The organism is Burkholderia sp. AU44665 (assembly GCF_030504405.1).
In the GTDB taxonomy this organism is placed as follows: Bacteria; Pseudomonadota; Gammaproteobacteria; order Burkholderiales; family Burkholderiaceae; genus Burkholderia; species Burkholderia semiarida.
The window spans coordinates 59,312-80,935 of sequence record NZ_JAUJRI010000022.1 but is presented as its reverse complement, the minus strand read 5'-3'; the positions used below and the strand labels follow the sequence as shown (position 1 = coordinate 80,935).

Sequence of the window (21,624 nt, the reverse complement as noted above, 5' to 3'; positions counted from 1 at the left end):
CGTTGTACCGACGAGCGCGCGTCAGCGCGCGCTGGAAAAGAAGCCCTGTTTGTCCCGATTGTCGTCGATGATGTTCTCGGCAAAGCGCACCGACGCACGACGTGCGTCGCCGGCATTGTCGAATGGGGAGATGTCGTGCAATCGGAAGGTCTGGCTCTGCGTCAGCGTATCGGTGGTGCCGCGCAGGCAAATCTTGACGGCCGCGTCGAACCCGGCGTCGTAGTTGTGCGGGCAGCCATGCGGCGCGGCCACGTGAGGGTAAATCAGCGGATAAATCTCGAATCCACGATAGACGTGCATGCTCATGACGAACTCCTGGCGTTCGGCCACGGCGAGTCGCATGGGCGAACACGTTCGGCCAGTATTCCCATTGCAGGGCGGCCGGTGGGTGAAGGGGACAACGTTGCAGCGCGAAGGAGGGGCGATGCAGCAAGCGGGCGGATGGAGGGGCGAACGTCGGAGGGCGGCCGATCGTTCGGATGAGCCCATCATACGCGCATCCTTCGTCGAACGTCCAATTTATTCCGGGTTGGCGCACGCACTTCGTCGAGGACGTCGCCCGGTTTCAGGCGGGTTATTGTGGAGCAGGCGGGCGTTTCTTCGCGCGCGATTTCGTGACCGCGGGCGGTTTGGGCGGCACCCAGTTCAATGCGGTGCCCAGCTTCGGCAAAGTGATGGCCTGGCTGGCACGCGGAGGCGCCTTGTTGCGGCGAGGCTGGTTTCGGGTCATGCGGGTTCTCCTGCTGCACCGCTTGCGCGGTTCGGTGAGCATGACGTGCGCCGCTCTCTCGCGCGCGGTCGGCCGTGCGGCGCGGCGAGTGAGGGTCGGGTGTCGGCATACGCACGGGCCGACGGCCGGATGCGAAGCGGATGACCGTGCCTGCGTCGAGTCGCGTTGACTGCGACGGAGGGCGCGGCACGTGAAGCGGCAGCGATGTGCCGCTTCGCGAACGGGGGCTGACGGTTCAGCGATTACAGCGGGGTGATGTTTGACGCCTGCAGCCCTTTGGGGCCCGTCTTCGTTTCGAAGCTGACCTTTTGGCCTTCCGCGAGGGTCTTGAAGCCATCGCCGCGGATCTCCGAGAAGTGGGCGAACAGGTCGTCGCTGCCGTTGTCGGGGGTGATGAAGCCGAAGCCCTTGCTGTCGTTGAACCACTTGACGGTACCGGTATCCATGTTGGATCTCCTGAAAATGAACGAGCGCATATGCCTCGTATGGACGAGGAAAAGGAATCAAGGAGGGAGAGGACAACGAATACCGCAGGCTGCGGTCGATGATGAGCAGCAATCGCGCTTCTTGAATACTTCCGCGGCCGACAGTACGCGTCGGCACGAAGCGTGTCAAGCGCTATCGGCAGGGGCGGAACGCGTGACGCCTGGGTCGCGATCGGTCCCTTGCCGGCACGCCTGTCGCCCGTGCGATACCCCGTCCCGGCGACGACGTCAGAGGGTCGTCAGCAAATGCAACTGACGTTCGGTCTCGTTTCCCGCGACCAACGAAAAGAACCCGGTCTCGCGACGCTCGACTATCGTGAGCCCCTCGCTGTCGGAGAAGACGTTCCAGGCGATGCCGTCGACATGGGCGATCGCTCCACGCGTTCGCGCGAATGCCAGCAAGAGCCGACTCGCCTGGCGGCGGAGCACCTGACGATCCGAATTCAGCACATAAGGGGGGCAGCCCGCACGCAGGACGAGATAGTGAGGAATGACGCTGGGATCAATTTTCATGGGGCGGTTTCATGTGCGGGCCTGCGTTTGCCGTTCAGTTGCAGTCTGCGCGGTGTCGGGGAAAAGCGTTCGATCGCTCGACGGCAGCCTGCCGTCGCGTGCTTTCAGTTTATGCGCAGAACCGCCCGATTCGCAGGATATCGTCACGATGTGCCGCGGCGTCGACCGCATATCGGGCCCGCATCGGGTTGCGCGGCTGGCGACGAGGCGGCCCGGGCGCGTTTGACGGTCGTTGTTTTTGCCTTCCTGTTCCACGCGTCGAGCATGGCTGCCTGCCGTCGAAATGGTGTAGCGATATCTACCGAATTGCAGTGTTCGTGACGGCCACTTATGCTGCCGTCATGAATGCCGTCCCGACTTCCTGGCTCCTGTTGATCGTCAGTCTGCCGACCTCCGGCGCGACTGCCCGCATGCGCATCTGGCGTACCGTCAAGGCGCTCGGCTGTGGTGCACTGCGGGACGGCGCCTATCTGTTGCCTGCGCATGCCGAGCAGGCGGCGCAACTGCGTGAGCTCGCCGACGAGGCGCGCAACGGCGAAGGGCAGGCGTGGTTGCTGGATGTCCGGGCGGACGATCCTGCCGACGAAGACGCGTACCAGTCGCTGTTCGATCGCGCGGGCGATTACGCAGGCTGGCTCGCCGAGCTTTCGGCGGCCCGCAGCACGCTGCCCGATCTGGCGGTCGCCGAGCTCAACCGCCTGCAACGCCGCCATGCTCGCAACTACGAGGCGATTCGAAGCATCGATTTCTTTCCCGGCGAAACTTCGCTGCGCGCGCAGGCGCAATGGCGGGATTTCACCGCCGCGGTCGAAGCGTTGCGCTCGCCCGGCGAGCCGCATGCCGCGCAGCGCGGCATTCCGCGTCGCGACCGTGCGCAGTATCAGGGCAGGTTGTGGGCGACGCGCCGTCACCTGTGGGTCGATCGCGTCGCCAGCGCGTGGCTGATTCAGCGTTTCATCGATCCGCATGCACGCTTCGTGTGGCTGGACAATCTCGCCGATTGCCCGGCCGACGCGCTCGGCTTCGACTTCGACGGCGCGCCGTTCACGCATGTGGGCGATCGCGTGTCGTTCGAGGTGCTGGTCGCCAGCTTCGGGCTGGGCGACAACGACGGACTCGCCCGGCTGGGCGCCATGGTGCATGCGCTGGATGTGGGCGGCGCCACCGTGCCGGAAGCCGGCGGATTCGAGGCCATTCTCGCCGGCGCCCGAAAGCGCGTCGCCGACGATGACGCATTGCTGACGGAGATCGGCACCGTACTCGATTCGTTGTACGTGCATTTCCGCGGCAACCGCCAACCCTGACCATGCTGCTCGCGCCAACATGAATACACACCGGGACCGCCCGGCCTATACGCTGTGGCAAATGATCGGGTACTTCGCGCGGCTCGGCGCGACGGGGTTCGGCGGGCCGGTCGCGCTCGCGGGCTACATGCATCGGGATCTCGTGGATACGCGCCGATGGATCGCGGACGCGGACTACAAGGAAGGCCTGGCGCTCGCGCAACTCGCCCCCGGCCCGCTCGCCGCGCAACTGGCGATCTATCTCGGCTACGTGCATTACCGCATCGTCGGCGCCACGATGGTCGGGATCGCGTTCGTGCTGCCGTCGTTTGTGATGGTGGTGCTGCTCGGCTACGCGTACACGCGATTCGGCGGCCTGACGTGGATGCAGTCGGTGTTCTACGGCGTTGGCGCGGCGGTGATCGGCATCATCGCGATCAGCGCGCGCAAGCTGACCGCGAAAAGCATCGGCCGCGACACGCTGCTGTGGGCGATCTATCTCGCGCTGGTGGCCGTGACCGTGATCACCGAATCGGAAGTGGCGTGGCTGTTTCTCGCGGCGGGCGTGCTCGTCTGGCTCACGCGTGCGCCGCCCCGGTGGTTACGCCAGCGGCGCGTCGATGCGGTCGTGGCGTGGCCCGTTTCCGCCACGGGCGCATGGCTCGGTATCGTCGACTGGCCGCAGCTCGTGCAACTGGCCGCCTTCTTCGCGAAGGCCGGCGCGTTCGTGTTCGGCTCGGGGCTCGCGATCGTGCCGTTCCTTTATGGGGGCGTGGTCACCGAGCACCATTGGCTCAGCGAGAAGCAGTTCGTCGACGCCGTGGCGGTCGCGATGATCACGCCGGGCCCGGTCGTCATCACGGTCGGCTTCATCGGCTATCTGGTGGCGGGGTTGCCCGGCGCGTGCGTGGCGGCGGCCGGTACGTTCCTGCCGTGCTATCTGTTCACGGTATTGCCGGCCCCGTACTTCAAGAAATACGGCAGGCTGCCGGCGATCCTGGCGTTCGTCGACGGCGTGACGGCCGCGGCCGTCGGCGCGATCACGGGGTCGGTGATCGTGCTGGCCCGACGCTCGATCGTCGACGTGCCGACCGCATTGGTAGCGCTCGCGACGATCGTGCTGCTGGTCAGGTTCAAGAAGCTGTCGGAGCCGGTGGTCGTCGGTGGAGCCGCCGTGATGGGCCTGATCGTGTATCCGCTGTTGCATCACTGACCGTGGAGGCCGCCATGCAATGGATTACTCGCCAACGTCCGAAAATCGACCGGGTAGCGTGTCCCTGGCTCATTGCCCGTTTTATCGACGAGACGCCCGAATTTCTCTATGTTGCGCCGGGCGACGTGCTGCGCATCGCCGGCGAGACCGGCGCGATCCCGTACGACATTCCCGGCGTGGAATTGACGCACATCGGCGAGCAATGCAGCTTCGACGCGTTTCTCGACAAGTACGGCCTGACCGACGATCAGGCGTTGCGGCACATGGCCCGCATCATCCGCGGCGCGGATACGTCGCGGCTCGACCTGACGCCGCAGTCGAGCGGGCTTCATGCGATTTCGCTCGGACTGTCGGACATGTTTCCCGACGATCACGCGATGCTGGAACACGGTCTCGTCATGTACGACGCGCTGTACGCGTGGTGCAGGCATTGTCAGGCCGAAGGCCATGCGTGGCCGCCGAAGATGGCGGAGTGACGCGGCGGGGAACGGGGATTCGCCGAGCCGTCGGGCATGGGCGCCGGCTGGCTCGCGCGATGGATGAAAAAAAGCCCGCGGCTGCCGCGGGCTTTACATCAACAGTTGCCTTTCTTGGCCTGTCCCGGCGGACAGAATCCATTCCCCGGGCCGCCTTGCGGCGCGACCACGACCGGTGCGCCAGGAACATAGGCGACGCACCCGCCGAGCGCGCCCACCATGCTCGCCGCTGCGAGCAACGCGATCATCCCTTTTTTCACTTCGTTCTCCCGTTGGAAGGAAAGGGCCGTTCGGCCCTTTCGATGATGCCGTCAGCGCGTCAGAAACTGAAGTTGACGTTGGACTGACTGGTCGTTGCGTTGACGTTTGCCGATTGGGTCGCCCCCGATGCCGCGTCGGCCTCGATCGTGTATTGGCCTGCGGCGGCCGGCGCCGCGGCCAGCGCGACCGGCAGCGAACCCGAGTAGGTGCCGACGATCGGCGCGGCCGTGGGCACGGACAGCGAATAGGCGCCGGTGTCCATGTTCGCGTTGATCGACGTGATCTCGTACGCGTTCGCATCGATCGTCTGCAGCGCGCGCACGAAGGCGTTCGCGCTGGCCGTGACCGTACCGCTGACGGTGCTCATCGTCGACGCAGGCAGCGTGATCGGTGCGCTCGACGCCGACACCGCCGTGGTCGTGTTCACCACCACCGGCACCGAGCGGACGATACCCGACGCGAAGTTGTTCTTCACGATCACGACGTCGTAGTTGCCCTGCGTCGAGCTCTGGATCAGCGGCGACAGCACGAACTTCCCGGAACTGTCGGCCACCGTGCCGCGGACGACCTTGCCGCCCTGTTCGGCATAGACGGTCGAGCCGGCTTCGGCCGATGCGACGTAACCGGAGATCGCGCCGCTCACGACGGTCGGGATCGCGGTGACGACCGGCTTCAGCGCATACGAGCCGTTGCCGCGCTGGACGATCGACTTGCATGCATTGAAGTCGAGCACGAGATCGACGAGCGTGTTGGGCTGGACCGTGAACGGCTGGATGATCTTGTAGCCGCTTTGCGTCGCGCTCGGCGTGGCGAGCGCCTGTTCCGAGCCGCCGGTCGGGACGACCGAGTTCGCGAGGTTGTTGCCTTGATTCTGCGCGAGCACCAGCCGGACTTGCTGATACTGGCCGGCGGGCAGCGCGGTCTGGCCCAGATCGGCGAGCACGCCGTTGGTCAGCGACAGCAGGTCGATCTTCTGCGGCGTCGCGAGGGAAACGGTCGACCAGCCGGCATCGTTGTCGGAGGCATTCGCGTTCGCGTTCACCCGGACCTGCGAGACGGTGACGTACACATGGTCGAAGCCGCAGGAAGGCGCGTCCGTCATCGCGACGTGCAGCGTACCGGTTTGCGTGCCGCCGCCGTCGTCGCCGCCGCCGCAGCCAGCGAGTACGAACGGCACGAAGGCGGCGCACAGGGCGCTCTTGATGATGGTGTTCATATGTCACCCCCAGATGGGATCGTTATTGTGGGTGACGGAAGAATAGCCGGACGGCAACTCACTATCTGGACATCTTTGAAACGAACGGTAACTTTTTGTTCGGCCGGTCAATTTTTACCGGAATTGACCTCGCATCGGCGCGCGCCGGGCGGCTGGCGACGGCGATTGATTCGTACGGAGCGGCAGCAAGCATCTTTTGTCAGACGTTAGCGCCGCCTTTGGCGCAGGGTATTTGTGGCGGTCCGGCATCAGCCCGGCCCGTCGCTCGCGGCCGCGAGCAGCGGCACGACCAGATCGCTGATCGGCGTCGGAATGCCGTGCGTTCGTCCGTATCGCTGCACGACGCCATTGCGGCAGTCCCATTCGAGCGGGCGGTTGCCCTGCCGGTCGGCCAGAATGGACGTTCCCAAATCGGGCGGAAAGCCGTGGAATCCATCGATGATCTCCTGCGGCACTTCATCGCCCAGCTTCGCGCCCTCCGCACGCGCGACCGCGAGACATTCCCGCAGGTAGGCGAGCGACAGTTCGGTGATGTCGCTTCGCGAGAACATGCCGGCGCGGCGACCGGTCAGCACCATGAGCCCCGCCACCGCGTTCTGCAAAAGCTTTCGCCACGCGAGCGAGACGAAATCCTCCGCCACCTCGGGCGAGCAGCGCGTGCCGCGCAACGCCGAGGCCACCACGTTGCCGGCCGGCGTATCGGGCAGGGTGAGCCGGGGCCTGCCGCGCAGCCACACCGACTCGCCCGATTCGCGTTGCGCGGGAAACCAGACGACCGATGGCACGACCGCGGCGCCGGCCGCATACGGTGCGAACGCGGCCTGTTGCTCGACGCCGTTTTGCAGCACGCAGACGACGGTATTCGTGTCGCATAGCGCGGAGACCCACGGCGCCGCGCTCGCTATCTGCGTCGACTTGACCGCAACGAACACGAGATCGAACCGGCCCTCGATCGCTTGCGGATCGGTCAGCACGGGCCCGGGCACGACGATTTCGCCGCCGTCGAAGCGCAACTTCAATTGCGCGTGCGCCGAGCGGCCGCAGATCACCGGCGTGCGGCCGGCTTCATGAAGGGCCGCGGCGACGGTCGTTCCGATTGCGCCCGGACCGACGAGGGCGACGGTCGGGTAGTCAGGTTTCGTCATGGTGTTCATCCTGTCGAGTCGTCCGCCAGATGCGGGCGCAGCGCGAGGGCGAGCGGAAAAATCGCGAGGGCCGTCAACGCGGTCGCATAGGTGGCGCCGTGCACGCCGATCCAGTCGCCCAGGAAGCCGTAGAGCACGGGCGACAGCGCGCCCGATGCGATCGTCCCGGTATAGAAGATCGCGAACGCGCGCTCGGTGCGTTCGGGCGCGGACATCTCCGGCACGGTCCCGTACAGCACCGACGAAGTGCCGTTGAGCATCATACCCAGAATGGGCAGCAGCACCATGGTCGGCGCCAACGGGAGAGACATCACCGCGATGATGCACGCCGCTGTCCCGCCCTCCGTGAGCAGCACCGTCCTGACCATGCCCATGCGCGCGCCGAGCCAGCCGCACATGAATTTGCCGGCCGCGCCGCCGATGAAAACGAGCGCAAGGGCCGTGCCCAGCAGTTGCGGCGAGACGCCCTTGGCCTTGAGCAGGAACGGCAGAAAGGTAAGCAGTCCCATGCGTACGGCCGTATCGAGCACGCCGATCGAAAACAGCGCGGAGAATCCGCTTCGCCCGGTGCCGCTGCGTTGAGCGGACGCCTGGCCTTTGACCGTCGTGTTCGAGGCGGCGCGTGGCACGGCCGGAAACCAGAGCGCGATGACGGCGGCCACGACGCCGCCCAATCCGGCGACGATCCATAGCGCATGACGCCACGGCATCATCGTCACGAGCAGCGAAATGGCGGCCGGCAGCGCGGATTTCCCCAGATCGCCGGAAAAGTTGTAGATGCTCAGCGGGCCTCTCGCGTCGCGCCCATAGACGCGAGAGACGGCGCCCGACGCGATCGGATGCTGCGTGCTGGAGCCGCCGCCCGAAATCGCGAGCGCGACGCCCAAGCCGAGCAGGCCGCCCGACATGCCCGCGATCGCATAGCCGAGCGCGGCGAGCAGCGTGCCGATTGCGAGGGTCGAGCGGCTGCCCAGGCGTTGCGCGAGGCGCCCGGCCGACAATTGCAGCGTCGCCATCGTGCCGGCATAGACGCCGCGCAGGATGGCGAGGGCCGCGAAGTCGAGCCCGAATTCCGACTGCCACACGGGAAGCAGCGCGTAGATCATGTCCGTATAGCCGTCGTGCATGGCATGCGCAATGCACGATAGCCACAGCACGCGCCGTCGGGGTGGCGCAGTCTCCTGCATCACGGGAGGGGAAAAAACCGGCAGGCGCATCGTCATTCGCTCCGTGCGAGCGGGGGAGGGGAGCCGCTTGTGGCATCGCTTTCACGCTCGATGCGTCGATTTTATGGCCGACGTGACAGCCATTTCAATTGAGCTAAAATCGCGTCAGTTGGGAGAAAAAGTCACGTCATGAACGAAAGCCGGGATGCCGCGAAGCACCGGGGCGAGTTGCCCCCGCTCAATGCGCTGCGCGCCTTCGATGCGGTCGCGCGGCACGGCAGCTTCGCGGCTGCCGCGGCGGAACTGCACGTGACCCACTGGGCCGTGGGCAAGCAGATCAGGTTGCTGGAGGACTGGTTCGGGCTGCCGCTGTTCGACCGTCGTCCGCGCGGCGTCGTGCTGACCGACGAAGGGGCCGCGTTGCTGAACGACGTCAGCCACGCGTTCGAGCGCCTCGGTACCGCGGTGGGGCGGCTGCGCCACAACCCGTTCACGCACCGGATATCAGGCGTCGTGCGGGTGAATGTGCCGATGAGCTTCGCGCTTTGCTGGCTGCTGCCGCGGCTCGCCGATTTTCATTCGCGGTACCCCGACATCGACGTGAGGGTGTCGACGACGTCGCGCAAGCTGCGCTATGTCGCCGACGCGTTCGATATCGGTGTCCGCTCCGGTCCCGAGCAGGGCGCGGGCGTCGTGTCGCGCTCGTTGATGCCTGATTTGCGCGTGCCGGCCTGCAATCCCGCCTTGCTGCGGCAGCATCCGATCCAGAGCGTGGCCGACCTGCGCCATCACGTCCTGCTGCATTCGGCCACGACGCGCTCCGCGTGGTCGCACTGGTTGAAGGAAGCGGGCGCTTCCGATCTGCGAGCCGCGCGCCATGTCGAATTCGATCACGTGAATCTTCAGTTGGGGGCGGCCATCGAGGGGCTCGGCGTGGCGCTGGCCTCGCTGCCGCTGATCGGCCGCGATCTCGCCGAGGGGCGCCTCGTGTGTCCCATCGCGGCACCGGTATGGCGTGCCGACGACTACATGCTGGTGACGAACGCCGATCGCGCCGACGATGCCGCCGTGTCCGCGTTCGAGGAATGGATGGAGCGCATGGCGAGTCAGGAAGGCGGCTAGGTTCGCCGATCAGGCCCGGCGGCACGACGCCGGGGTCGTGCCGCCACTGCGCCGGTGTTGCCGGTCGGCGATCAGAAGCCGTGGAACATGCCGATGTTGACCTGAACCTGGTTGCCGCCCGACGAGGTGTTGCCGAAGTCGGCGGCCGAGGCCTGCGCGCCCTTCGCATGCACGTAGGCGCCCATCGCGTACAGCGCGGTACTCTTCGACAGCGAGTACGTTGCACCCAGCGACACCTGGTTGATCGAGGCCATCGTGCGACCTTCGGCGGCTTGCGCGGGCGTGGCCGCGGAACCGTAGACATACGTGTAGCCGGTCGCGAGCGACAGCGCCGGCGTGACCCGGTACTGCAGGAGCGCGCCGAGCACGTTGAAGTGGATCGACGGCTGGCCATCGTTGCCCTTGTACTGGGCGTTCGAGTAGCGCAGGCCAGCCGTGTACGGCCCCACCTCGTATTGCGCGGCCACTTGCGCGATGCCCGCGCTCTTGAACGCATTGCCACCGTTGTAGCCCGAACTCGGATAGCCCAGCGCGCCGCCGAAACTCGGTTGTGCCGTTGCGTTCAGCCAGCCGTTCTCGCCCTGGTTGACCGCACGAAAGTAGCCGCCGGCGACCGTCAGGCCGCCTTGCGCGTAGGTCGCGGCCGCCGACCACGACTGACCCGAGCCCGTTGCGCCGGCCACGCCGCCGAACGAGTACGCGGCTTCGGCCTGGAAGCCGTGGATGATCGGCGAAATGTACTTCACCGCGTTGTTCTGGTTCGTCGTGTTGTCGTTGTTGTCGACGTCGCCCGGGGTCGAGAAGGTCGACGCCGAAATGGCGTCGCCCGTCAGGACCTGGACCATTTCCGTCACGGCGTCGAGTTGGCGCCCCAAGCGCAAGGCGCCGTACTGATTGGACGCGAGGCCCACGTAAGCCTGGCGGTTGAACAACGAACGCGTGTTACCGATGGGCCCCTGGCCGCCTATGCCGCCCGTCCCAATACTGAAACCGTTCTCGATCTTGAATACCGCCTGGAGGCCGCCGCCGAGATCCTCCTGCCCCCTGAGGCCCCACTTGTTCGAACCGGCGGCACCGCCATCGAGGCCGTACCTGCTGTGGCCATTGATGTTCGACGTGTAGCCGATACCGGCATCGAGCATGCCATACAGGGTGACCGACGACTGTGCCATTGCTGCCGACGATGCTGCGAAGGCGGCAACGGCGATAACGCTGATGTTGATCTTCTTGTTTTTCATCTGCATTTCACTGTGAGGAGAAGTTTCGGGACGGATTGAAACGGCTTGTGTCGCATTCGAATGCAGATGACGACGCACGGCCTGTGCGTCGTTCCGGTCGCGCCGGCCGGCGTCGTATATTCGCTCGGTCCGATCGGCATGCCACATTCGACCATTTCGTTATCCTTACAATTTGATGCGGGGAACGCGACGCTGCTCGACCTGTCCTGCACCCCCGATCAGAACGATCGCGGCGCCCCAACCTGAACGAAAGCGACTTCCTTGCTTTCGTTGCCGCTCCAGCTATCCTGTGTCGTCGCGCTTTGCAGGCGGAAAGACCATATCAGGAACATAAATTCCCGTCAAAATTAGTTTGATATAAGTTAATCTCGTTTGATAACGTCGCGCCTTACGGAGTTTCCCTGATAGGAACCGGCGTCCACGGAGGTGTATCGAGGTGCGCGCCGTCGCGCCGCCGAATGTCGACAACGGCAAGCGAAGGCGGAGAAGGGAGGTGAACGCGATATTCAGTTGCGGGCCGCCACGACGATCAGCCATCAGGAAGGAAAGTACCGGTCGCCAGGGTCATTCTGGATAACCGTTCCATTTTCTCCGCGATTGCAATAATCGAAATGGAGAAGGCGATCGTTGAATATCTGTCCGGGCCGGCCGGCGCCGGACACTGACGCCGACCGAGATCGAACGTCAGCCGCGGACGAAACTCAGCGCTCGATCCGGCGCTGCATTAGATAAAATTTCATGTCGTCGCGCCCGCGCATTGAAATCGGAATCGGATCGCGATCGAACCCGAGGATTTCATAGAACCGATATGCCGATTCGCGCGCCGTGCACCAGAGCAGAATGCCGCGTTGTTCGCGCACATGGCGAATGGACAGATTGACCAGCAGGCGTCCGAATCCCAGGCCCCGTACCGACGGATGGACGGCCATGCCGCGCAGGCGCCACGCGTCGGCGTCCGAAACGCCGGCGTGTCCTTCCTTGCAAACCGATGCGACGGCGACGATGGCGTCGTGGTCGCGAACGGCAAAGTGCATGGTAGTGGGGGCGAGGTCGCCATGCAGGGCGCTTCCCTCCTCGTCTCCCGCCATCAGGATTGCGGCTCTGAGGGGATAGGTTTCTTCCGCACGGACGGCACAGATGGTAAAGCGCACATCTTGTGAAATCATATAATTATCGGCTCTCTTCGTGACGCGGATTTTCTTCCGTTTCTCTTTCGGTATACCCACTCGCAAAATTATCAGTTGCCGTGCGTTATGAGTAAGGGTAATTTCCTATCCGCGACTTCTTTTCAATCATACGCTAACTGCGATCACAGATGACGTCGAAAGTCTCGACAGATGCAGAGCTCGCCTACGACGAGATCCGATCGAGGATCTTTGACGGCCGGCTTGCGCCTGGACAGAAAGTATCTCATCGAGGCCTGTCGGATGAACTGGGTTTCGGCCAAATGCCGGTGCGCAGCGCATTGCATTTGCTCGAGTCCGAAGGGCTGGTCGTCGTCATCGAAAAGAGCGGCACCTATGTCGCTTCGCCAACGACGAGCGATCTCCGCGAAATTTTTGAAATGCGGCTGGCGCTGGAGAGTACCGCGGCGTTTCTTGCAGCGAGGTCGGGCGCAACGGCAGGGCTGCGCGAGGCCGCGGTAAAAATGCAGGAACTGGTTGAGCGGGACGTCTCGGACATCATGCTCGAGCAACGTATCGGCTGGGTGTTTCATCAAGAGTTGTTCGCTGCCGCACGGAACGTCCGGATCTCGTCGGCGTATGGTCTGTTGCGGGCCCAGACCCTGGCCCTGAACGAACTCCCGCGCGGCGACGCCGAAACCGTTCGGCGCGGCACGATCGAGCACCTGCACATCTTTCACGCAATCGAAGCGAACGACGGCGAGCTTGCGCGTCAGCATATGTGGAATCACATCGTTGACGGTACGCCGGCACGGATCAAACTGTTAAAGGCACGGCATGAACACGAAAAATAAAGGGCTTTCCCTCCCGATGCAGATGCTTGGCGGACTCGTCCTGGGCGCCGCGTGCGGCGTGTTTGCGCCGGGCTTTGCCGCGAAGCTCGGCTTTCTGAGCGCGATGTTCGGCCACGCGATCAAGATGGTCGTCATGCCGCTGATCTTCCTGTCGGTCACGGTCGGGGTCTTTCGGGCCGGCAGACTTCGCGAGCGGCTCGGAAAGGTCGCCCTGTCCAGTATCGGCTTCTTCGTGTTGATGACGGGCCTGGCCGCGTCGCTCGGCCTGCTGCTCAACTTTGCATTTCGACCGGGCCTCGGTGCGAGCATGACGCAATCCGGATCGATGCCCGCGGCGCTCGCGTCGAGCATCGACTGGACGAAATTTCTCGTCGATCTGATTCCCGCAAACATCGTCGCTGCGCTCGCGGCGGGAAATTCGCTCCCGGTGCTCGTCTTCGGCGTCATTTTCGGTGCGGCATTGGCGGCGGCCCCCGAGCGCGCCGAGCCTGCGATCGCCGTGTTCGAGGCGCTGCTGTCGGGACTGTTCAAGATGGTCCAGTGGGTGATCGCATGGTCGCCGCTCGCGATCTTCGCCGCGATCGCGCAGTTGTTGTCAGCCAAGGGCTTTGCGGGCGCGCACTCGCTTATCGAGCTTCTGGGCGTCGCCTATCTCGGCATGGCGATTCTCGCGGTTGTACTCACGGCCGTCATTCGCGTCGCCGGTCAGTCGCCTCTGGCCGTGCTCAGGAAGGTGAAGGAACCGCTGATCCTCGGCTTCACGACGCGCTCCTCCGAAATTACCTACCCGCTGCATCTGAAGAAACTCGTTGAACTGGGCGTTCCGTACGGCGTGGCGTCGACGATCTTGCCTCTCGCCTATATTTTCAACCGCGACGGCGCGGTGCTCTACACGGCTCTTGCGGTCGGCTATCTGGCCGACGCCTATCACCTTGCGTGGTCCTGGCCGCTCGCGATCACGATTCTGATCTTGACGATCATCACCATCGACGGCGCAGCCAACGTGCCCTCCGGGGCGATCGTCGCCATCACCATCGTTCTGACGTCGATCGGGTTGCCGGCCGATGCGGTGCTGCTGCTCCTGGGCGTCGACGCGTTTTTCGACATGGGGAGAACCGCCCTCAACGTCTACGGGAGCACGGCGGCAGCCGCTGTTGCGGTGAGACTTTCCGGTTCCGACAGTATCGCCGCCGAACCCGTCACGGGTCAGGCAAGCGTGTAGGTGCTTCGGAAGCGACGGACGCCGCGCGTGGCGATGTTGGGCCCCGCCGATTACCAGGCGCTGGCGCACGTCCGTTCGAGCATTCAGGCAGGGCGAAGGGAACAGGTTGGATGGATGTGCGTTCCGATCAAGCTTCAGTGAGTGGAACGACGTATTTTTTGCCGGAGAAACAGGATGATTGGTTCAGAGTCCGCTGATTTTTTCATGCTGCGCCTGGGTACGCCGCATCCGTCGTGGATGTTTACCGACGACAGCAACATGCTTGGCATCGGCGATTGCGACGGGGTGATGAGCGCCATGTTCGAGCTGGATCGCAACCAGGTCGCACGGATCAGAAAACTGGGCCGATCGGTGGAGAGGATTCGGTGCACGTGCGAGCGCGCTGGCCGGGAGCTGCACTTTTATCTCCATGGCAGGCAGGTATCCCAAGGCGTATGGGTCGGGGTCGCGTCGGCCGATCCCGACTATCTTCCGACCGACGAGATGATCGCCACATGGGAAGTACCGACGCCCGACGATGCGTTCAGGTTCGCGGGCGTGAGCGCAAACCGGGACGCATCGGTTAGCCTGGCCTGAACTGCGATCACAGATTATTGCGCGGGTTCGCGCGGGCAACGCTCCGATCGGCCTCGTCGATCGTATGACATGCCCGCCCGTTACACCGCGCGCCGTTCAATGCATGTGGTTCTGGCACACACCAACCTCGGATCGCCAGGACCTTTTTGCTGGCCGGTTCACCGGCCAGCGCTTTTTATTCCATTGAGCCGATTGCATCGGTTCGTTTGCTTCGCGCTCACCGACCAGAGGGTGACGTGCCGCGCCGAAGCCCGCGTCGAACGAAGACGCCCAGGCTCGGTTGGCCTCGTTCGTCGGTGAAGCGCGAGATAATCGGCGAAGGATTTCCGGCCACGCGAGCGCGACGCATCGAGGCGCACGGGCGACGTCGTGCGTCGTCGATGCCCGGGTGGCGCGGCGCCGCCAGACCGGGCGCTTGCTTCTCCGTGCATCCCGCCAGCCAATGACAATGTCCCTGACCTTCGTCCCCGTCACGCACGCCGACGCCGACACGCTCGTCGCGATCCGCATCGCCGCGATGCGCGACAGCCTCGAGCGCATCGGCCGTTTCGATCCGCAGCGTGCGCGCGACCGGTTTCTCGCGTCGTTCGACCCCGCGCAATGCCGTTTCATCGAAGCCGGCCATTCGCGTGCGGGCTTCTACACGCTTCGCCCGATGGCGGACCACTGGTTGCTCGACCACCTGTACATCCTGCCCGCGCATCAGCGCAAGGGTATCGGCGCCGCCGTGCTGCGCCGGATCCTCGCCGAAGCCGACGAACACCGGATGCCCGTTCGCGTCGGCGCATTGCGCGGCAGCGATTCGAACCGCTTCTACGAACGGCACGGTTTCGTGCGAACCGCCGAAGCGCAATGGGACATCTACTACCGGCGTGAACCGGGCACGGCGGCGAAGTAGCGTTCGCGCGATGCATGCCGGTTGAAATCGACGCGCACGTATTAGCGTTTCCCCCGATGTGGAAAACGCGGAGCCGGCCGATGTTGCAGAGAGGGCGTAAATAATTGATCCGAGGCCGATTATGACGACATCTGCAACAAACGGCGTGAATGCCGTGTCGCCCGAAACGTCCGACACCGCGGCGGCATCCGGCGAAGCGGCGTCGATCCTGCTGGTCGACGACGAACCGAACGTGTTGTCCGCGCTCAGGCGCGTATTCCGGCCCACCGGCTACGACATCGTGACCGCCGACAGCGGCGAGGCCGCGCTCGACATCCTCGCGTCGACCGACATCGACCTGATCGTGTCCGACATGCGGATGCCGCACATGAGCGGCGCGGAATTCCTGGCGCGCGCGCGGGCGCTGTACCCGGACACGATGCGCATTTTGCTGACCGGCTATGCGGAGATCGCGTCGGTCGTGCAGGCCGTCAACGAAGGCGGCGTCTATCGCTACCTGAACAAGCCGTGGGACGATCACGACCTGCTGCTGACCATCGAGCAGGCGCTGGAGCAGCGCCGTCTGCGTCGCGAAGCGGCGCGGCTGGCGGCGCTGACGGAGGCGCAGAACGAAGCGCTGCGCCGTTTCAATACGGACCTCGAAACGCAGGTTCGCGCGCGCACCGAGGAGCTCGGCCAGACGGTGATGTTCCTCGAAGCCGCGCAAGGCGACCTGAAAAGCAGCTTCACGGCGATGGTTCAGGTGTGCGCGAGCATGATCGAGCTGCGCTGCGGGGCCGCGAGCGGGCATGCGATGCGCGTCGGCGAGATCGCGCGGCGGCTCGCGCTGGCCGCCGGAATGAGCGAACTGCACGCGCAGGACGTCTATTTCGCGGGGCTGTTGCACGGCATCGGCAAGCTGTCGCTGCCGGACGAATTGCTGCACAAGCCGCTCGCGAAGATGACCACGGACGAGCACCGCGTGTTCCAGGAGCATCCGTTGCGGGCGCAGATGGTGCTGACGCCGGTCGCCCAGTTGCACAAGGTCGCGTCGATCGTGCTGCACCAGTACGAGCGCTTCAACGGCCGCGGCACGCCGGACGGGCTGGTCGGCGACGCGATCCCGATCGGGTCGCGGATCGTCGCGATCGCGCGCGATTTCGAAGGCCTGCGCCACGGCGAAATCGGCGCACCGCATTCGATCGAGCAGGCGATCGACGTGTTGCGCTCGCAGGCGAGCGTGCGGTACGACCCGCAACTGGTTGCCGACTTCATCGAGTTGATGCGGGATCCGGCGAGTCTCGGCATTGCGGCGTCCGTCGCGGAAATCCGGTCGGCTCAACTGCGCGAAGGGATGGAGCTCGCCGACGATTTGCGCACGCATCGCGGCGTGTTGTTGATGACGAAGGGAAGCGTGATGTCCGCGCACCAGATCGAGCTCGTGCGCCGCTTCGAGACGCGGGAGGGCACGCCGTTCGACATTCTCGTGCTGGCGCGTCCGGCCGGCCAGACGCACGCTCCCAACGCAGGCGTGCCGCCGGCCTGACATCGAACGTCGGCCTGACGGCCGCGGGGCGCGCGACCGCCCGCGCCGCGGCGATGCATTCAACCCGTTCCGGGCGTCCGATCATGCATGGCATCTACAATCTTCCGCTCGTCCTGCTGTCGCTCGCGATCGCGACGCTGGCCTCCTATACGACGCTCGATCTCGCCGCGTTCATTTCGCTGCTCGACAATCCGAAGCTCAAGCGCGCATGGCTCGGCGGCGGGGCCGCGGCGATGGGCACCGGAATCTGGTCGATGCATTTCGTCGGCATGCTCGCGTTTTCGCTGCCGGTGCCGCTCGGCTACGCATGGCAGGAAACCGGCGCCTCGCTGGCGATCGCGGTGCTCGTGTCGTACTTCGCGCTGAACGTCGTCACGCGCGCACGGCTGGGCTGGCGGCGGCTGTGCGCGGGCGGCGTGCTGATGGGCGGCGGGATCGCCGGCATGCACTACACGGGGATGGCCGCGATGCACATGCAGCCCGGCATTCGCTACGACGCCGCGCTGTTCGCCGCGTCGATCGGAATCGCGGTGATCGCGTCGACGGCCGCGCTGTGGATCGCGCAGGCGTTGCGCATGCGGCAGGCGCATCACGCGACCGCGCAACGCATCGGCGCGGCCGTCATCATGGGCGTCGCGATTACCGGCATGCACTACACGGCGATGGCGGCCGCGCACTTCGCGCCGGATGCGCGGTGCGGCGCCGCGAACGGCGTCGACGCGCCGTGGCTCGCGACGACCGTCGCGTTGTTTACGATGGCGACGCTGGTCGTCACGCTGCTGGTGTGCCGTTTCGATGCGCGCACAACTTTCCTGCGCGGGATGACCGATACGCTCGAACGGCTCGTGCGGTTGCGAACCGGCGAACTCGAACGCGCGCTGCACAGCTACGAGCAGACGACGCAGATGCTGCAACGCACGCGCGAGAACATGGCGACCGAGATCGACGAACGCAAGGCCGCGCACGCGCTGCTCGAACAGGAGAAGGACGAACAGCGGCGCCTGCTGCATGCGCTCGAGGAAACGCACGAACAGTTGCTGCAATCGGAGAAGCTCGCGTCGATCGGTCAGCTCGCGGCCGGCGTCGCACACGAGATCAACAATCCGATCGGCTTCGTCAGCGCGAACCTCAACACGTTGAAGACGTGGGTGCGCAGCCTGCTCGACGTGGTCGCCGCGCATGAAGCCGCGCTGCCGCAACTCGATCCGGCCACCCGCGACGCGCTGACGGCCGTGCACCGTGCCGCGGATCTCGACTACGTCCGCGGCGAGATCGCGCCGCTGATCGACGAGTCGATCGACGGCGCATTGCGCGTGCGTCGCATCGTGCAGGACTTGCGCGATTTCTCGCGCCCGGCCAGCGACGAATGGAGCGTGGTCGATCTGCATGCGGGCCTCGAGAGCACGCTCAACGTCGTCCATAACGAGCTCAAGTACAAGGCCGACATCGTGCGCGATTACGGCGATCTCCCGCACGTCGAATGCCTGCCGTCGCAGTTGAACCAGGTTTTCATGAATCTGCTGGTCAACGCGGCGCAGGCGATTGCCGAGCGCGGCGTGATCACGATCCGCACGTCGAGCGACGGCGATCAGGTGTCGATCGAGATCAGCGATACCGGTGCGGGCATGACGCCCGACGTCGTCCGGCGGATCTTCGATCCGTTCTTCACCACGAAGCCGGTCGGGCAGGGCACGGGGCTCGGGTTGTCGGTCTCGCACGGCATCGTCGAGCGTCACCGCGGCACGATCGACGTGACCAGCGAGCCGGGGCGCGGCACGACCTTCCGGATACGGTTGCCGGTTCGGCGCGCCGGCGACCGCGCGGGCGCGGCCGCGCTGGAGCAGCGGGCGTGACGACGTGATGGCCGGCGGCGCGGGTGTCGTGCGTCACGCCAGTCGTTTGCGGCGCTGACGACGGAAGAATTGCCAGAACATCGCCGTCGCGTCCGGCCCCTTGGCGGAATGGAACGGCTCGCCGGGATCTCCGCCGCTCCAGGCATGCGGCAGCCCGCGCACGACGCACACCCGGACGATCAACCGTCCACCCTTCAGATAATCGATAAAGTCCGCATCGCCCTGCGCGTAGCTGCGTTGCTCGCCGACGCGGATCGCACCATGTTCGTCGACGAGCCGGTTGAGCCGCGCGAACGCGATGCCGAGCTGCGTCGCGTTCCGGTCGGTTACGACCGTATCGAGCGCGCCGTGCACGACGAGCGCCGGCATGCCGGGATAGGACGCGACGTCGGCGCACGCGTCGAGCGCGTGGATCGGATCGTCGCGAATGCCGCGACGCATCAGGCTCATCGCGGCCATCGTCGACGACGGCGGCGCGATGGCCGGCCCGGAATGCAGGCCGACGGCCGCGAAGCGGTCGGGATACCGTAGCGCCAGCGCCGCGGCGAGCCCGGCGCCGGCGGACAGGCCGGCCACGTAGATCCGGTCGCGATCGAAGCCGTGGCGATTCACGATCGCGTCGACGAGCGATGCGACGGCCGCGGCTTCGGACTGCGTCGCGTCGCCGTGCCAGTGCCAGCAGCGATGAGCATGGGCCGTCTTGGCCTGCTCGGGAAACAGCACGGCGAAACCGGACCGCTCGGCGAGACGGCAGATGCGCGTGCCCGCGGCGAACGATTCGGCCGTCTGCTTGCAGCCGTGCAGCATGACGACGGCCGGCATGCCCGCTGTGCTGGCAGGTGCCGCGGGGAGGTACAGCGCATACGCAAGATGATTCACGAGCCGGCCGGCGCTCGGGCCGGCGGAATGAAACGAGCGGAGCCAGGTGCCGGCCGGCCGGGCCGACGGAGCGCGGACGGCGGGCACGATGCCCGTCCGTTTGGCGGCAGGGGCGGCGATGGTCGGCTTGCCGGTTCGTTGAACGACCTTCCTGGCGGCCTTTTTTGCGGCCGGCCGCGGCTTGCCGGCCCGTTTCTTCGGACGCGCGCCGGCCGCAGCGGAAAACAGTTCAAGATGCCGCAACCAGATGCTGGATTTTTTCCTGGGCATGTGCAATCTCGTAGCGGCGGCCGGATCCGCCGCAGGGTGAAAGGCGAATGGGGGCGGGGAGCAAGGTTCGTGCTGCGCCGCCCTGCAAAACGGGGTTGACGCGTGTCCGTTATCGGCGATGCCGGGTTGATCGAAGTACGCCGCTGGTGCGACTCGACTGGTACGCACGTTGCAGTGGGCTTCCCCTTTCCCGTCCCGGCTGGCGATTCCCCGTGGAGGCGAAGATCGAATCGCCCGCCGGGCTTCACGTGATATCGTGCGGTTCGACAGCAGCATCCACCGTTCATTCCATTGTGAGGGGCGACATGCGCCTAGCTGACTTCATCATACGAAACATGGAGCCGATACTGGTCCAGTGGGAGGCATTTGCCGCCACGCTGTTACCGGCTGCGCGGCACATGAACTCGCATGGGCTGCGCGATCACGCGCGCGAGATCCTGACCGCCGTAGCCCAGGACATCGCCGCTCCGCAAACGCGGGAGGCACAACATGAAAAATCGTTGGGGCGCGCGGCCGAGCCGGCGAATGCCGCGGAGACGGCCGCGCAGACGCATGCCGTGCTGCGTGCGCGGCGAGGCTTCAACATCAACCAGTTGGTGGCCGAGTATCGCGCACTGCGCGCCAGCGTGCTGCGCTTGTGGATCGACGCATGTCAGCCGAGCCCGCCTCATCTGGACGACATGATTCGCTTCAATGAGGCGATCGATCAGGCGGTGGCGGAATCGGTCGCCTTTTTTACCGAACAGGTCGAGCAGTCGCGTAACTTGCTGCTGGGTATGCTGGGCCACGACATGCGCACGCCGTTGCAGACGATTCAGGTCACGGCGTCGTATCTCTCCGCACTCAATGCGGGCGAGGAAGTGTCCGAGGCCGCCGGCCGGTTGATCAGGAGCGGCGGTCGCATGCAGGGCCTTCTCGACGATCTTTGCGATTTCAACCGGACGCAGCTCGGACTCGGCATCAACGTCGTTCCTCGCCATGTCGATCTCGCTCACGTGCTCGCCAATGTGGTGGACGAACTGCGGGCGGGGCACCCTGATCGCGATATCGACGTCGATATACGTGGCGACCTCCGCGGCGATTGGGACGATCAGCGAATGCAGCAGTTGCTGAGCAATCTGGTGGGCAATGCCGTGAAGTACGGAACGCCCGGGACGCCGGTGCGGGTGACGGCCGCGGCGAACGATTCGGAAGTGTTCGTCGAGGTCGGCAATCGCGGGCCGGTGATCGATCGGCATACGCTGGACCGTATCTTCGATCCGCTGCAGCGTGGCGAGGATCGTCCGGACAGGAAGCGTGACGACGGCGGCCTGGGGCTCGGTTTGTTCATTGCCAACGAAGTCGCCAAGGCGCATCGCGGCTGGATCGATGCGCGGTCCGACCGGACGGAGACCGTATTCGCGGTGCGGTTGCCGAGAGGCGGGTGAAGTGGGGGAGCTGGGAGACGCGGCTTCAGGCGGCTCGCCATCCAGCTTGCGGCCGGCGGTGGCGACAGGCCGTCACCGGCCATTTTGAGACGTTCGACATCGTGGTCTGGTTCGTCGACAATCCGCTTGGGGTTCACGCTCTGGAGTC

21 protein-coding genes are annotated in these 21,624 nt (G+C 65.2%); 12 read left to right on the top strand and 9 right to left on the bottom strand.

From position 1 onward, the window contains the following. Positions 1-21: 21 nt before the first annotated feature. Complete coding sequence (locus QZM15_RS28625) at positions 22-306, bottom strand: hypothetical protein (protein WP_059578002.1); 285 nt, start codon at positions 304-306, stop codon at positions 22-24. Between the two features lie 173 nt (positions 307-479). On the opposite strand from QZM15_RS28625, the gene QZM15_RS28620 reads away from it, so the two are divergent. After that, the gene (locus QZM15_RS28620; RefSeq protein ID WP_302107731.1) at positions 480-899 is read left to right on the top strand and encodes a hypothetical protein; all 420 of its coding nucleotides are present in this window, start codon (positions 480-482) and stop codon (positions 897-899) included. A gap of 73 nt (positions 900-972) precedes the next feature. Here QZM15_RS28620 and QZM15_RS28615 read toward each other — a convergent pair whose 3' ends face one another. After that, positions 973-1,176, bottom strand: coding sequence for a cold-shock protein (locus QZM15_RS28615; RefSeq protein WP_059637809.1), 204 nt, complete (start codon positions 1,174-1,176; stop codon positions 973-975). Between the two features lie 267 nt (positions 1,177-1,443). After that, a complete protein-coding gene (locus tag QZM15_RS28610) occupies positions 1,444-1,728 on the bottom strand; it encodes a hypothetical protein (protein WP_059637806.1) in 285 nt (94 codons plus the stop codon). Between the two features lie 341 nt (positions 1,729-2,069). On the opposite strand from QZM15_RS28610, the gene QZM15_RS28605 reads away from it, so the two are divergent. The 3 genes from QZM15_RS28605 to QZM15_RS28595 are packed head-to-tail and all read left to right on the top strand — an operon-like array spanning position 2,070 to position 4,700. Beyond that, positions 2,070-3,032, top strand: coding sequence for a chromate resistance protein ChrB domain-containing protein (locus QZM15_RS28605; RefSeq protein WP_099318569.1), 963 nt, complete (start codon positions 2,070-2,072; stop codon positions 3,030-3,032). A 19-nt stretch (positions 3,033-3,051) separates the two neighbouring features. Further along, positions 3,052-4,224 (top strand): chromate transporter, encoded by a 1,173-nt coding sequence (locus QZM15_RS28600; RefSeq protein WP_302107730.1) that lies wholly within the window; start codon positions 3,052-3,054, stop codon positions 4,222-4,224. A gap of 14 nt (positions 4,225-4,238) precedes the next feature. Further along, positions 4,239-4,700, top strand: coding sequence for a chromate resistance protein ChrB domain-containing protein (locus tag QZM15_RS28595; RefSeq protein WP_302107729.1), 462 nt, complete (start codon positions 4,239-4,241; stop codon positions 4,698-4,700). A gap of 319 nt (positions 4,701-5,019) precedes the next feature. Here the strand turns inward: QZM15_RS28595 and QZM15_RS28590 are convergent, their stop codons facing one another. The 3 genes from QZM15_RS28590 to QZM15_RS28580 form a co-directional block, all read right to left on the bottom strand. Further along, a complete protein-coding gene (locus QZM15_RS28590) occupies positions 5,020-6,177 on the bottom strand; it encodes a DUF4382 domain-containing protein (RefSeq protein ID WP_059637798.1) in 1,158 nt (385 codons plus the stop codon). Between the two features lie 248 nt (positions 6,178-6,425). Then, on the bottom strand, positions 6,426-7,322 hold the full coding sequence (locus tag QZM15_RS28585; RefSeq protein WP_302107728.1) for an oxidoreductase: 897 nt from the start codon (positions 7,320-7,322) through the stop codon (positions 6,426-6,428). Between the two features lie 5 nt (positions 7,323-7,327). Next, on the bottom strand, positions 7,328-8,539 hold the full coding sequence (locus QZM15_RS28580) for an MFS transporter (protein ID WP_302107739.1): 1,212 nt from the start codon (positions 8,537-8,539) through the stop codon (positions 7,328-7,330). 138 nt (positions 8,540-8,677) lie between these two features. Here QZM15_RS28580 and gcvA point away from each other — a divergent pair, with 138 nt between their 5' ends. Then, positions 8,678-9,610: a transcriptional regulator GcvA gene (gene gcvA, locus QZM15_RS28575; RefSeq protein ID WP_059577454.1), complete on the top strand. Its 933-nt coding sequence runs from the start codon at positions 8,678-8,680 to the stop codon at positions 9,608-9,610. Between the two features lie 71 nt (positions 9,611-9,681). On the opposite strand, the gene QZM15_RS28570 is transcribed toward gcvA, so the two are convergent. Further along, positions 9,682-10,848, bottom strand: a complete 1,167-nt coding sequence (locus tag QZM15_RS28570) for a porin (protein WP_059578008.1) — start codon at positions 10,846-10,848, stop codon at positions 9,682-9,684. A 701-nt stretch (positions 10,849-11,549) separates the two neighbouring features. Beyond that, complete coding sequence (locus QZM15_RS28565) at positions 11,550-12,014, bottom strand: GNAT family N-acetyltransferase (protein ID WP_059577460.1); 465 nt, start codon at positions 12,012-12,014, stop codon at positions 11,550-11,552. 149 nt (positions 12,015-12,163) lie between these two features. Here QZM15_RS28565 and QZM15_RS28560 point away from each other — a divergent pair, with 149 nt between their 5' ends. The 6 genes from QZM15_RS28560 to QZM15_RS28535 all read left to right on the top strand — a co-directional run bounded on the left by QZM15_RS28560 (position 12,164) and on the right by QZM15_RS28535 (position 18,900). Further along, positions 12,164-12,826 carry a GntR family transcriptional regulator gene (locus QZM15_RS28560; RefSeq protein ID WP_059577463.1) on the top strand — a complete coding sequence of 221 codons (663 nt, stop codon included), beginning with the start codon at positions 12,164-12,166 and terminating at the stop codon, positions 12,824-12,826. Beyond that, positions 12,810-14,048, top strand: a complete 1,239-nt coding sequence (locus QZM15_RS28555) for a dicarboxylate/amino acid:cation symporter (RefSeq protein ID WP_302107727.1) — start codon at positions 12,810-12,812, stop codon at positions 14,046-14,048. The genes QZM15_RS28560 and QZM15_RS28555 overlap by 17 nt, the downstream gene beginning before the upstream one ends. Positions 14,049-14,222: 174 nt before the next feature. Then, positions 14,223-14,624, top strand: coding sequence for a hypothetical protein (locus tag QZM15_RS28550; RefSeq protein WP_302107726.1), 402 nt, complete (start codon positions 14,223-14,225; stop codon positions 14,622-14,624). A 448-nt stretch (positions 14,625-15,072) separates the two neighbouring features. Next, positions 15,073-15,522: a GNAT family N-acetyltransferase gene (locus tag QZM15_RS28545; RefSeq protein ID WP_302107725.1), complete on the top strand. Its 450-nt coding sequence runs from the start codon at positions 15,073-15,075 to the stop codon at positions 15,520-15,522. A 121-nt stretch (positions 15,523-15,643) separates the two neighbouring features. After that, complete coding sequence (locus tag QZM15_RS28540) at positions 15,644-17,047, top strand: HD domain-containing phosphohydrolase (protein WP_302107724.1); 1,404 nt, start codon at positions 15,644-15,646, stop codon at positions 17,045-17,047. 83 nt (positions 17,048-17,130) lie between these two features. Beyond that, positions 17,131-18,900, top strand: a complete 1,770-nt coding sequence (locus QZM15_RS28535; RefSeq protein ID WP_302107723.1) for a histidine kinase — start codon at positions 17,131-17,133, stop codon at positions 18,898-18,900. 33 nt (positions 18,901-18,933) lie between these two features. On the opposite strand, the gene QZM15_RS28530 is transcribed toward QZM15_RS28535, so the two are convergent. Continuing rightward, positions 18,934-20,049: a PHB depolymerase family esterase gene (locus tag QZM15_RS28530; protein ID WP_302107738.1), complete on the bottom strand. Its 1,116-nt coding sequence runs from the start codon at positions 20,047-20,049 to the stop codon at positions 18,934-18,936. 305 nt (positions 20,050-20,354) lie between these two features. Between QZM15_RS28530 and QZM15_RS28525 the strand changes: the two genes are divergently transcribed. Beyond that, positions 20,355-21,476 (top strand): sensor histidine kinase, encoded by a 1,122-nt coding sequence (locus QZM15_RS28525; RefSeq protein ID WP_302107722.1) that lies wholly within the window; start codon positions 20,355-20,357, stop codon positions 21,474-21,476. The last annotated feature ends 148 nt before the right edge of the window (positions 21,477-21,624 follow it).

Coding starts and splice junctions, on each gene's coding strand:
- QZM15_RS28625 (WP_059578002.1), bottom strand. CDS start 306: ATGAGCATGCACGTCTATCGTGGATTCGAGATTTATCCGCTGATTTAC.
- QZM15_RS28620 (WP_302107731.1), top strand. CDS start 480: ATGAGCCCATCATACGCGCATCCTTCGTCGAACGTCCAATTTATTCCG.
- QZM15_RS28615 (WP_059637809.1), bottom strand. CDS start 1,176: ATGGATACCGGTACCGTCAAGTGGTTCAACGACAGCAAGGGCTTCGGC.
- QZM15_RS28610 (WP_059637806.1), bottom strand. CDS start 1,728: ATGAAAATTGATCCCAGCGTCATTCCTCACTATCTCGTCCTGCGTGCG.
- QZM15_RS28605 (WP_099318569.1), top strand. CDS start 2,070: ATGAATGCCGTCCCGACTTCCTGGCTCCTGTTGATCGTCAGTCTGCCG.
- QZM15_RS28600 (WP_302107730.1), top strand. CDS start 3,052: ATGAATACACACCGGGACCGCCCGGCCTATACGCTGTGGCAAATGATC.
- QZM15_RS28595 (WP_302107729.1), top strand. CDS start 4,239: ATGCAATGGATTACTCGCCAACGTCCGAAAATCGACCGGGTAGCGTGT.
- QZM15_RS28590 (WP_059637798.1), bottom strand. CDS start 6,177: ATGAACACCATCATCAAGAGCGCCCTGTGCGCCGCCTTCGTGCCGTTC.
- QZM15_RS28585 (WP_302107728.1), bottom strand. CDS start 7,322: ATGACGAAACCTGACTACCCGACCGTCGCCCTCGTCGGTCCGGGCGCA.
- QZM15_RS28580 (WP_302107739.1), bottom strand. CDS start 8,539: ATGCGCCTGCCGGTTTTTTCCCCTCCCGTGATGCAGGAGACTGCGCCA.
- gcvA (WP_059577454.1), top strand. CDS start 8,678: ATGAACGAAAGCCGGGATGCCGCGAAGCACCGGGGCGAGTTGCCCCCG.
- QZM15_RS28570 (WP_059578008.1), bottom strand. CDS start 10,848: ATGAAAAACAAGAAGATCAACATCAGCGTTATCGCCGTTGCCGCCTTC.
- QZM15_RS28565 (WP_059577460.1), bottom strand. CDS start 12,014: ATGATTTCACAAGATGTGCGCTTTACCATCTGTGCCGTCCGTGCGGAA.
- QZM15_RS28560 (WP_059577463.1), top strand. CDS start 12,164: ATGACGTCGAAAGTCTCGACAGATGCAGAGCTCGCCTACGACGAGATC.
- QZM15_RS28555 (WP_302107727.1), top strand. CDS start 12,810: ATGAACACGAAAAATAAAGGGCTTTCCCTCCCGATGCAGATGCTTGGC.
- QZM15_RS28550 (WP_302107726.1), top strand. CDS start 14,223: ATGATTGGTTCAGAGTCCGCTGATTTTTTCATGCTGCGCCTGGGTACG.
- QZM15_RS28545 (WP_302107725.1), top strand. CDS start 15,073: ATGTCCCTGACCTTCGTCCCCGTCACGCACGCCGACGCCGACACGCTC.
- QZM15_RS28540 (WP_302107724.1), top strand. CDS start 15,644: ATGACGACATCTGCAACAAACGGCGTGAATGCCGTGTCGCCCGAAACG.
- QZM15_RS28535 (WP_302107723.1), top strand. CDS start 17,131: ATGCATGGCATCTACAATCTTCCGCTCGTCCTGCTGTCGCTCGCGATC.
- QZM15_RS28530 (WP_302107738.1), bottom strand. CDS start 20,049: ATGCCCAGGAAAAAATCCAGCATCTGGTTGCGGCATCTTGAACTGTTT.
- QZM15_RS28525 (WP_302107722.1), top strand. CDS start 20,355: ATGCGCCTAGCTGACTTCATCATACGAAACATGGAGCCGATACTGGTC.